The sequence below is a fragment of the Sphingomonas sp. CCH5-D11 genome, assembly GCF_001557395.1.
Lineage (GTDB): Bacteria > Pseudomonadota > Alphaproteobacteria > Sphingomonadales > Sphingomonadaceae > Sphingomonas.
This window is the reverse complement of record NZ_LSKH01000268.1, coordinates 1-10873: the sequence shown is the minus strand read 5'-3', so window position 1 is coordinate 10873 and position 10873 is coordinate 1. Positions and strand designations below refer to the sequence as shown.

10 protein-coding genes are annotated in these 10873 nt (G+C 64.7%); 1 reads left to right on the top strand and 9 read right to left on the bottom strand.

Annotation, left to right across the window (positions count from 1 at the left end; all coding sequences use genetic code 11):
• The 4 genes from AX702_RS23540 to AX702_RS23555 all read right to left on the bottom strand — a co-directional run.
• Nucleotides 1-678: acyl-CoA dehydrogenase family protein (locus tag AX702_RS23540; protein ID WP_269450364.1), on the bottom strand; the 678-nt coding region annotated here is incomplete at its 3' end.
• Nucleotides 675-2207: a fatty acid--CoA ligase gene (locus AX702_RS23545; protein ID WP_066775336.1), complete on the bottom strand. Its 1533-nt coding sequence runs from the start codon at nt 2205-2207 to the stop codon at nt 675-677. The genes AX702_RS23540 and AX702_RS23545, both read right to left, overlap by 4 nt.
• A gap of 24 nt (nt 2208-2231) precedes the next feature.
• Entirely contained in the window at nt 2232-4784 is a 2553-nt protein-coding gene (locus AX702_RS23550; protein ID WP_231731682.1) for a TonB-dependent receptor, read from the bottom strand.
• Between the two features lie 92 nt (nt 4785-4876).
• A complete protein-coding gene (locus AX702_RS23555; protein ID WP_066775339.1) occupies nt 4877-5797 on the bottom strand; it encodes an oxygenase MpaB family protein in 921 nt (306 codons plus the stop codon).
• 107 nt (nt 5798-5904) lie between these two features.
• On the opposite strand from AX702_RS23555, the gene AX702_RS23560 reads away from it, so the two are divergent.
• A complete protein-coding gene (locus tag AX702_RS23560; protein WP_197420456.1) occupies nt 5905-6558 on the top strand; it encodes a CerR family C-terminal domain-containing protein in 654 nt (217 codons plus the stop codon).
• Nucleotides 6559-6620: 62 nt separating this feature from the next.
• Here the strand turns inward: AX702_RS23560 and AX702_RS23565 are convergent, their stop codons facing one another.
• The 5 genes from AX702_RS23565 to AX702_RS23585 form a co-directional block, all read right to left on the bottom strand.
• Nucleotides 6621-7409, bottom strand: a complete 789-nt coding sequence (locus AX702_RS23565) for an SDR family NAD(P)-dependent oxidoreductase (RefSeq protein WP_066775345.1) — start codon at nt 7407-7409, stop codon at nt 6621-6623.
• 12 nt (nt 7410-7421) lie between these two features.
• Nucleotides 7422-8618, bottom strand: coding sequence for a zinc-dependent alcohol dehydrogenase (locus AX702_RS23570; RefSeq protein ID WP_066775350.1), 1197 nt, complete (start codon nt 8616-8618; stop codon nt 7422-7424).
• Nucleotides 8618-9223 carry an SRPBCC family protein gene (locus AX702_RS23575; RefSeq protein ID WP_066775352.1) on the bottom strand — a complete coding sequence of 202 codons (606 nt, stop codon included), beginning with the start codon at nt 9221-9223 and terminating at the stop codon, nt 8618-8620. The genes AX702_RS23570 and AX702_RS23575 overlap by 1 nt, the downstream gene beginning before the upstream one ends.
• Before the next feature lie 162 nt (nt 9224-9385).
• A complete protein-coding gene (locus tag AX702_RS23580; RefSeq protein ID WP_066775355.1) occupies nt 9386-9814 on the bottom strand; it encodes a hypothetical protein in 429 nt (142 codons plus the stop codon).
• A 243-nt stretch (nt 9815-10057) separates the two neighbouring features.
• A partial coding sequence (locus tag AX702_RS23585; RefSeq protein WP_066775358.1) for a glycosyltransferase occupies nt 10058-10873 on the bottom strand: 816 nt, incomplete at its 5' end.

Here is a 10873-nt window from a genome sequence, read left to right as displayed (position 1 = left end):
GAAGTACCCGCCGAGGCGCAATTCGGCGGTGAGCCCCATCGCACCGTGGATCTGCACCGCGCCCTCCCCCACCAGGCGCGCAGCATCGTCACACACCACGCGGGCCGCCGAAACAGCACGTGCCCGGGCCTGATCGTCGCTGTCGAAAGCGGTGATCGCGATGGCAGTGATCGCATCCGCCTGTTCCAAGATCATTGCCATGTCGGCCATGCGATGGCGCAGGGCCTGGAACGAGGCGATCGCCACGCCGAACTGCTTGCGCTCCTTGGAGAACAAGGCGGCGTCGCGCAGCATCGACCGGCCGAGGCCCACGATTTCCGCGCAATGCAGCACCGTCAGCGCGTCCTCCGCCCAGCGGCGCTTGTCCTCGCTGTTCGCCAGGGCAAGCACCGCCGCCGGGCTGTCCGCACGCGGCGCACCAGCGCCGCGAGCGCCAAGCCGGGTTGCCACCCAATGCTCCGCCCAGGGCAAGACGACGTTGGCACGGCCGAACGCCGCCGCGACCACCGCCGCGTCGCGTAGGTCGGTGCCCAATCCCTCTTCTTCCGCCGGCACGCCAAGCGAGTCGAGCCCGGTAGCCGTGACCGCTGCTTCCCAATCAGCGTCGCCAGCCCCGAGCGACGCGTCCAGCGTCTCGGCCAGCATCCGCTGTTCGTCGGTTCGTGCAAAGGCGGTCAATTCACTCTCCGTTCGTGTCCTGCCCAGAAGGGCTCGCGCAAGGTGCGCCGCAAGATCTTGCCCGATGGATTGCGTGGCAGCGCCTCGATGAACTCCACGCTCTTCGGACATTTGAAGCCGGCGATCCGCTCCCGCGCATGCGTGATGATCGAAGCTTCATCACAAATGGCGCCGGGCTTCAGCACCACCATGGCCTTGACCGCCTCACCCCATTTCGGATCAGGAACGCCGATCACGGCGACGTCAGCCACCGCCGGGTGCCCGTAAATCGCGCTTTCCACCTCGGCCGGATAGACGTTCTCGGCGCCGGTGATGATCATGTCCTTGATCCGGTCCTGGATGAAGAGATAGCCCTCCTCGTCCAGAATGCCGGCATCGCCGGTGCGCAGCCAGCCATCGCCAATCAGCGCCTTGGCCGTTTCCTCCGGCTTGTTCCAATAGCCGCCCGTGTTGTTGGGGCTGCGGATCGCCACCTCGCCAATCTCGCCTGGGGGCAGATCATTGCCGTCCTCGTCGATGATCTTGAGCTCGACGCCGGGCAGCGCCTTGCCCGCGGCCGTCATCTTGTGCTCGCGGCCCGGCAGGTGATCTTCCGGCGGCAACGCCACGATCGATCCCCAGGTTTCCGTCATGCCATAGACCTGGACGAAACCGCAGCCCATCCGCTCCACCGCCTGCTGCAGCAGCGGAAGCGGGATCGGGCTGGCGCCATAGGACAGGGTTTCGATGGACGAGAAATCAGCCGTGGCAGCCTTGGGATGCTGCAACATCAGGCCGATCGCGGCCGGCACCAGGAACAGGCGGCGCACGCGATGTTCAGCGATCGCATCCATCACGTCGCCGGCATCATATTCGGCGTGGATGATCAGTTCCTGCCCGCTGTTCACCGCACCAAGCGCCACGCCCACGCCGCCGATATGGCCATAGGGCATGGCGATGATGGTCGTGTCACCCGGTTCGGCGAGGAGCCACTCGATCTTCGCCTCGATCTGGTTCCTGCGCTGGCGGATGCCGTTGGCATGGCTGAGCATCACGCCCTTGGGCGCGCCGGTGGTACCGGACGTATAGAGCTGGAGGACGATATCCTCCTCCGTCACCGAAACGGGCGGAGCGGCATCGCTCTGCACATCACGCCAGCGGGCAAAGCCTTCGTCCAAGACGACGACCTGCTCGGCCGCGAACGGGCGCCTGAACCCCGGCTCGACGAACAGCACGGCGGCGGCGGAGTCCCTCAGGATCCCGTCCACCTCCGCCGGGGCGAGCCGCCAGATCACCGGCACCAGCACCATGCCTGCGCGCGCGGTGCCGAGCGCCAGCTCGACCGCCCAATCGCTGTTCTTGCCGAGATATGCGACCCGATCGCCCTTCTTCAGCCCCATGGCCAGCAGGCCATTGGCGATCTGAGTCACGTGACGATCGAACGTCGCATAATCGGTAACCCGATCCTCGAAGCGTAGCGCCACCTGCTGCGGCCGTTCCGCCGCATGCCGGGCCAGCGCTTCGCCGAAGGTCGTCGGCAAGTCAGTCATGCTGTTATCCGCTCCTATCGCTCGTCAGAACCGGAATGTCGCGGTGGCGCCATAGGTGCGCACCTGCCCCGGGAAACGAACCACAATGTTCGCATTGCTGGCGACGGCGTTCCAGTAATATTCGTCAAACAGGTTGCGCGCCCAGACATTCAGGGCCCAGCTTTCGTCGGCCGCCTTCACGCCGAAGCCGGCGTTCACGACCGTATAGGCCTTGATGTCATAGAGCGGGTTATATTCGAAGATCGTGGTCTGACGCGACTGCCAGCGCACGTTGGTGTTGGCGGTGAAGCTGACATCATCGTTCAACGGCTGATCGAATAGCGCCGTGCCGGACAAGGTCCATTCCGGGCTGTAGATGAACCGCGCGCCGTCGAAATCCTGCGGCTGACCGGCCGCATTGGTGCCGACATAGCCGTTGATCCGGGTCTTCAGCCAAAGAGCGTTCGCCATCAGCGTCAGCGGGCGCGCCGGCCGGACGGTCAGTTCGCCCTCGATGCCGTAAGCTTCGGACTTGGGAATATTATCCAGCCGGGCAAGCGCGGTGTAGATCGGATCAGCGAAATAGGCGCTGATCTGCTTGTCCTTGTAATCGTAATAGAAGCCGGCGAGGTTCAGCTGAACCTTGCGATCAAGGAATCCCAGCTTGGCGCCGATTTCATAGGCGGTCAGCTGTTCCTGCCGCGCGGGCAGGTTCTGGCGCGCGTTGCTGGCCGCGTTGATTGGCGAGGTGCCCGATTTGTAACCGCGCGAGATCGAGGCGTAGATCAGCGTGGTGGAATTGGGCGTGATGTCGAGCGAGCCGCGCCAAGCGAAATTATCCTCGTCGAGCCGCGAATTGACCACGCCGAAGCTGTTGGTCGCGGGATTGAAGGTGTTGCACTCGTTCAGCCCGATCGGTGCAGCGAGGCCCCCGGTGGGGTTGAACAGCCGCTGGTAAAGACCACGGTTGAACAGGTTGATGTTGGTCAACATGCTGCCGTTGAAATCGCGCGAGCAACCGGTGAACTTCTGCAGATCCTGCGTGTAGCGCGCGCCGAGCGTCAGCTTGATGAGATCGGAAAAGGCATAATCGCCATTGGCGAAGATGCTCCACGTACGGGTGTCGAACGAACCCTCATCGCGATAGGTGCGGAAGGTGGTCGCGGCGTCCGCCAGCGTGTAGCCGAAGGTGTTGATGGGCGTGTTGACGAGCTGCGCCGTGGCGAAGCGGATCAGGGCCGAGTTGGCGTTTTCGCCCAGCAGCGTCCGGTTGGTATCCTCGATCGTGTCCTTGGCATAATAGCCACCGACCAGCCAATTGTAGCCCGGGCCGTCGCCTTCGACGCGCAGCTCCTGACCGAAGCTCTTGATGCGCCCGTCAGCCTCCTGGATCAGCACTTCGTTCGGGATGCCGGACCAGTCGAACGTCGCCTCGCGATCGAACTCATTATAGCTGGTCAGCGACACGACGCGGACATTGTCCGCGACATCGAGCTGCACCCGCCCCTTCAGGCCGAGGAAGTAATTGTTCTCCTGCAGCGGATCCTTGAGGCCAGCGCCGCGGCCGATGTCCGCCGAACGGCGTGCATAAGGCGCCCAGTCCGCCTGCTTGCCGTTGGTCGGGAAGTTCGCGGCAATATAGGCCGCAGCGCCCGGCGCGTTGAAGTTGCTGGCCGCGCCGCCGCCGCCGGGCGTCGTCGCGGGAGTGAAGCCGATCGCCTGGCCGGCGACCGTATCCGACTTGTTGACCCAATAAGTGGCGGAGAGATCGATCTCGAACGGCCCGGGCTGCAGCGCGAGCGACCCGCGCACGCCGTAGCGCTTCACCCGGCCGAGGCGCTCGTCGGGGCGGCTGTTGCTGACCTGCCAGCCGTCATTGCTGAGATCGACGCGATAGCCGATGCGCGCCTGAACGCCCTCCGCGATCGGACCCGTGACATAGCCGCCGACGTTGAACGTCTCGTAATTGCCGACGTCCACCGACATGGCGCCGGACGCGTCCTCGCTCGGCTTGCCGGTAACGAAGTTGATGAGGCCAGCGGTGGTGTTGCGGCCGTACAGCGTGCCTTGCGGCCCCTTCAGCACCTCCACCCGCTCGATGTCGATCAGCGGGCCGGTGTTCATGATCGGATAAGCGTAGGCGACCTCATCGACATAGGTGCCAACGGTCGATTGCGCGGATAGGTTGATCGAATTGAACCCGATGCCGCGCAGCGTGTAGGTGGGCACGCCCTGATAGCTTTGCGCCACCGTGAAGCTGGGCACCACGGCGGCAAGATCGCGAACGTTCTGAACGCGCAGCTCCTGCAGCGTTTCGGACTCGAGCGCCTGGACGGAGATGCCGACGCGGTTGATCGATTCCGCGCGACGCTGCGCCGTGACGACGATCTCGCCAATACCGACGTCATCGCGCGCCGTTTCCTGCGCGGGTGCGGCGGCCGTCCCGGCTGGCGCGGCATTGGCAGGGGCAGGCTGTGTGACGGTCGTATCCGACTGAACCGCGGCGGTGTCCTGTGCCTGAGCGGCGCCTGCCGCAATCACCGCGAACATGCTGGCGCCGACTTGAAGCGCAATACGCGTACGACCCATCTTGGCCATGAAATCCCCTCCCAAAATTATCAGGCAGCACCCATTTCGGGTGTCATTATGCAATGTCTGTAGCAGCGCGCGTCAGGCGCGCTCCCTGACATCTATGTCAGGGTTGCCGTCGCCTCCGCGCGGGCCGTCGAGCGACTTCCAAGCATTCGTTGCTGCTGCGCCGGCGAGAGCCAGGCGAACTCTCCGGGCAAGCCAAGGCGTTGCGCGGCCTGCCAGGCGGGTGACTGGCGGCTGCGCACCATGTCCGCCAGCTTGCCCGCCGTTCGCAGCAGCAGGGTATCGGTCCGCGTCAGATCATATTCCGCGCCAAGCTCCAGCCGTTGCCGCACCTCAGGAGGCAACAGCGAAATGGCCGCGCGCGCGAGCGCCCGATGAAGCATCCTGGGAACGGCCGGCGCCGCCTTGCCGGACTGAATGATGTCAAGGAATTCCAGGTTGATCGGATGCGCCTCGAACCGGGGCAGCAGCCTGTTCAACATGGCAAAGAAATCCTCGTCACTGCGGAGCGGATTTTCCACGCCATAGAGGCGCGCGATCGGCTCCCCGTCGCGATAATAGGCGCGACGGTCCTCCTCGCTCACCGGCGCGACGAAGCGATGGTACGCCTCCAGAAAGCCATAGGTGGCCGTTGCACTGACCCAGTCGAGCAGTTCGGGATCGAGCGCCTGATACGCCTCGCCCTTGGGCGTTTCGCCAACAACCTTGCGGTGCATGCGATTGACCCCGCCGATGATGCGCCGGGCGGCACTGGCCGGCCCGAACACGCCGGCCATTGCGGCGATGCCGGTGCGCTTCGACCGGCCGATCGGATCCACCTTGTAGGTGGAATGATCCCACACCCCCGACCGGATCCGCGCATCGGCAAATTCCAGCAGCACGGCGGCAACCCCGCCGATGGCGATGGCCACCGGGTTCTTGAACACGCGCCATTGCGGCGATGTGGGCGCAACCAGCGCGGGCTCCCCCACCGGGCGGCGATAATCAACCTGGTAGCCCTTAAACTCGGACGCCATTGGACCCACCTTCAAATACGATCATACGATAGAAGTTGGTTTATGCGTACACGGGCTGTTCCGCAAGCCCCGCCTCTTCTATGCCCGCGCGCGTGAGCAATGGTCCGATGCCCCGGAAGAGCAGCCCGCGCGGGCCGTATCGCAGCAGCGCGGAGACGCGGCAGCGGCTGATCGAGAGCGCGCTTGCACTGTTCGGGAGCAACGGCTTCGAGGCGACGAGCACGCGCGACATCGCCGCGCGGACGGGTGTGGCGCTGCCCGGCATCGCTTATCATTTCGGGGGCAAGGAGGGGCTGTACCGCGCCTGCGCCGAGACTGTCGTGGAACGATATCGCGAGCGGATGCGGCCTGGTGCCGATGCAAGCGACGTACGGCTGCCGAAGGAGCCCGACGTCGCCCGCGCCGCCCTGAAGCGAGTGATGGCAACGCTTGCGGCCATGCTGCTCGATTCAGCGGGCGACGATGCCTGGCTGACGTTCATGATCAGAGAAATGAACGGCACCGGCCTGGCGCACGACCTGCTTTACCGCGACCTTTGGAAGCCGGGCCTGGCCCTGATCGCGGCGCTCGTCGCGGCGGCGCGGGCGCGTGAAACAATCGAAGAAGAGGACAAGCTGGAAGCGCTGCTGCTCCTGTCGAGCTTCAGCGCGTTCAGCACCTCGCGCCGGGTCGCGCTTGATTTTGGCGGCTGGGCTTCGATCGACGAGCCGCTGGTCAGCGCCATGCTGGACCGACTGGGCGAGCGCATCGACGCGCTATAAGCGGCTGACCGTGGGAATGACGCGCCCGCCCCTGCCAATGGGAGCGGACGCCATCGCCTACGTCATTCCTTGCTATCGCCCGATCCCGGCTCCGCCATGCCACGGTGCAGTTCGGCAAGCGTCGATTGCGGCACGATCCCCGACGCCAGCACCTGAAGCTTGTTGCCAAGGCCGGACACGATGTGTCCCTTGCCGGCGATCAGCGCATCCCAGCCGTCCTTTGCGACCTTTTCCGGATCGGCCTTCTTGCTCTGGCCGACCGAGGTGTCGAGCATGTCGGCGCGGGCGAAGAATTCCGTCTCGGTCGCACCCGGCATGAGCGTTGTCAGCGTGACCCCGTCCACGTCCTTCAGCTCGTTGCGCAGCGCTTCGGTGAAGTTGTCGATGAACGCCTTGGTGGCATTGTAGATGGCGTTGAAGCTGCCGGGGATATAGCCGACGATCGACCCCGTTACGAGCACCTTGCCCGAGTTGCGCGCCACCATGTCGCGCAGCACCTTCTGCAGCAGATAGACGGTGCCGGTGACGTTCGTGTCGATTGAATGCCGCCAGTCGGCGACGCTCTCGTCCAGGAACGGACCGCCCTTGCTGATCGCCGCATTGGCGCAGAGCAGTTCGATGCGGCGATCGCCGGCGGCGGCGAGCACCCGGTCCACGCCGTCGATGGTGGAAAGGTCCGCCTCGACCGCCTGAACCTCGGTCCCGAATTGTTCGAAATCCCGCGCCGCCGCCTCGATCAGCGGCTCATCGGCGACGACGATCAGATCATAGCCCTCCCGCGCCGCGATCGTCGCAAGTTCGAAGCCGATACCGGTGGATGCACCCGTTACGATGCCGAGTTTGCCAGCCATGTCCGTCTCTCCTCAAATATCGAGTTCGACGCGCTCGAGGCCGGGCTTCAACACGACCTTGGTCACTTCGTTCTGCTTGTCATGAAAGATGCGATAGCCGTCCGGTGCATTTTCAAGCGGCAGGGTGTGGCTGATCAGGAAGGTCGTATCGATCTTGTCTTCCATGATCGCGTTCAGCAGGCCCGGCAGGTAATGCTGCACATGGGTCTGACCGGTCTTCATCGTCAGCCCCTTCTCCATGAAGGCGCCGAGCGGGAATTTGTCGACGAACCCGCCGTAGACCGCTGGCATCGACACACGGCCGCCCTTGCGGCAGGCGAGGATCGCCTGACGGATCGAGTGGGGCCGATCGGTTCCCAGGAACGTGGACGCCTTGATCTGATCGATGACATTGTCGACGAACAGGCCGTGCGCCTCCAGCCCGACCGCATCGATGCACGCGTCAGGGCCGATGCCGCCGGTCATCTCCATCAGCGCCTCATAGGTGGCGCTTTCCTCGAAGTTGATGGTCTCCGCGCCGAACCTGCGCGCCAGTTCCAGTCGGCGGGGGAAATGGTCGATCGCGATGACACGCTCGGCGCCCATCAGGAAGGCCGATTGAACGGCAAAGAGCCCGACCGGCCCGCAGCCCCACACCGCGACGGTATCGCCGGGCTCGATCTCCGCATTCTCCGCCGCCATCCAGCCGGTGGGCAGAATGTCGGACAGGAACAGCACCTTTTCGTCCTCCACCCCATCCGGGATGACGATCGGGCCGACATCGCTGAAGGGCACGCGGACATATTCCGCCTGACCGCCCGAATAGCCGCCCGTCATGTGGCTGTACCCGAACAGCCCGGACATGGGCTGGCCGTAAAGCGTCTGGGCAATATCCTGATTGTCCGCCGGCAAGCCATTGTCGCACGCGGAATATTGCTGCTTCCCGCAATGATAGCAGGAGCCGCAGGAGATCGTGAACGGCACGACGACCCGCTCACCCTTCTTCAGCGTGGACTTGGCGCCCACCTCGACCACTTCGCCCATGAATTCATGGCCGAGGATGTCGCCCGACTGCATGGTGGGAATATAGCCATCGTAGAGGTGAAGGTCGGAGCCGCAGATCGCGGTGGATGTGATCTTGATAATGGCGTCGCGGGGATTGAGGATCTCCGGATCGTCCACCGTATCGACGCGGACGTCATGCTTGCCGTGCCAGGTAAGCGCTCGCATCAGTTCTTCCCCTCTTCCAGAAGGCGGCGATTGCGCGCGCCGGTGGCGACTTCGCCGGTTTCCATGAGCTGCTTGAAGCGACGCAGGTCGCGACGGGCCTGAATGGCCGGCTCCCGCTGGAACATCTTGGCGATCACCTTGCCGATGATGCCGGCAGGCGGATCATAAAGGATGGTGGCGGTGACGATGGTGCCGCGATCGGCCTGCGCGTCGCGAAACTCGATCCGGCCGCTGTTCGGCACGTCCGCCCCCTCTTCGGAGGCCCAGGCGATATATTCGCCCTCGCGCTCATCGGTGATCCGCGCGATCCACTCGACATGGCCGCCGCCGGGCGCCTTCACCGTCCAGTGAGACCGGCGATCGTCGAGAATCTCGATACGCTCCACATTGTCCATGAAGCTCGGCAGGTTGGTGAAGTCTCGCCAGAAGGCGTAGAGCTCGGCGCGCGGGCGATTGATCGTGACCGTTCGGCCGACCAGCTGATCCGCATCGCCCTGTTCGGGCGAACCATAAGTCTGGGTCGCGGCATCAACTGCGGCAGACCCGTGTTTTGACGTGGAGAGCGGCGCATCATCTGCGCGCACAGGGTCGATCGTCTCGGCCATCTCATCCTCCTGATGAATGGCCTGACAACGTCGCGTGTCAGCTGCGCGTTCCGATCACGTGTACGCAAGTTGCGTTATTATAGGGAAAATCTTTGCCCGTGCTGATGCCCTGACGATCGGGCTGGCATCCGAGGCCGGGCGCACGACCTGCCAGGCGCCTGATCAAAGCCGGCGGCGGCGAGCGCGATCGCGGCTCGTCGAAGCCGAGATACTCGCCATCATGGTTTCATACTGACCGACCGTGAAGCCGGCCGCGAAAAAGGCGCGCAGCTCGCTGACGGGAACCTGGAAGCTGTGGTGCCACGCGAGGACGGCCATGCGGCGGAGCGCCTCCAGCCGGTCATCGGCGAGCCGCGGATTGTTCTGCCGGAACAGCGAGGCCATGGCGCTGGACAGACGCCCCGGCACCCGCAGCGACGAAAGAGTGTCACGCCGCGCCAGCGCGACAACCGACCATTCGAGGGCGCTGAGCCGCGCAGCCGCCGCATTGGCCCTGTCCTTCGCGGTAAGGACCGGCTCTTCGGCGGGGGCAATCGTCACGGCGGGCGGGGCCAGGCCGGCGTCCAGCGTGTCGAAATTCAAATATGCCATGTCGATCCCCTCTGGCCGCACGCGATCACTGACCGATCCGCACGCATCGCGGCCCGCCCAGGGAAAGCTGGTTTTCAAGTTACGAGCGGCGCGGAAGGTCTTCAGCGGACACCCGGTTTGTGTACCAGGCGGTATAGAGAGCAGATGAAGAACCGTCAACAGATTTCATACCGGCTGGTATGAATGATCGCCGGTGGGGAATGATGGATCGTCCGGAGCGGCCCCGATCCGTGCGGCCGAAGGTCACGACAGCCAGCGGGGCATACCGCGCTCGTTGCAGACCCCTGCCCACCAGCCAGCCATCGCATCCTTCCATTGCCGCATTGCACGACGCCGGCCGAACCGCGCCCATGTCAGCGACAGGGCAAAGGGGATCGCGACTGCCAGGCGAGCGGGAGTCGTATCGCGCACCACGTGGAGCTTGTTGCGTTCATCAAGATAGATCGGCAGCAGCGGCCGCTGGTGAATGTCGGCGGCCGAGCCGGTCGTACCGCCCTGCCCGTGGCAAATCCGCGCATCAGGCGCGAAGCCGAGGCGCAAGCCCCGAGATCGTGCGCGGAGACACCATTCAACCTCCTCGGCGTAGAGAAAGTAATCGTCGCGCATCGGGCCGGTCGCCTCAAGAAACCGGCGGCCGATCAACATGCACGCGCCCAGCAGATAGTTCATCCGGGCCTCTACCCGGCGCGGCTCGATCCGGGTCGTGAGCGGCTTTCCCAGCCCGATGGAACTGGCGCGCGCGAGCCAGGGGTTCCAGTGGCCACCATAGGCCTGTACGCGCCCATCAGGTTGGTAGAGGACGCCGCCGACCGCATCGCACTCCCCGCGAGCCAGACGGTCCACCAGCGCCTGAAGCGCGCCCGGGGCTGGCCGAGTGTCAGGGTTCAGGATCCACCAGCCGTCCGCATCGGGCCGCGTGGCCATGCAGGCGTTGACCCCGCCAGCATATCCGAGGTTCTCTTCCTGCCGAAGCAGCGTGACGGCCTGCCCGCCCGCGAGTGTCGACGGCAGCGTTTCACGGAGCCGCTGGCGCGCGTCCGGCCCGCCGTTTTCGCAGAT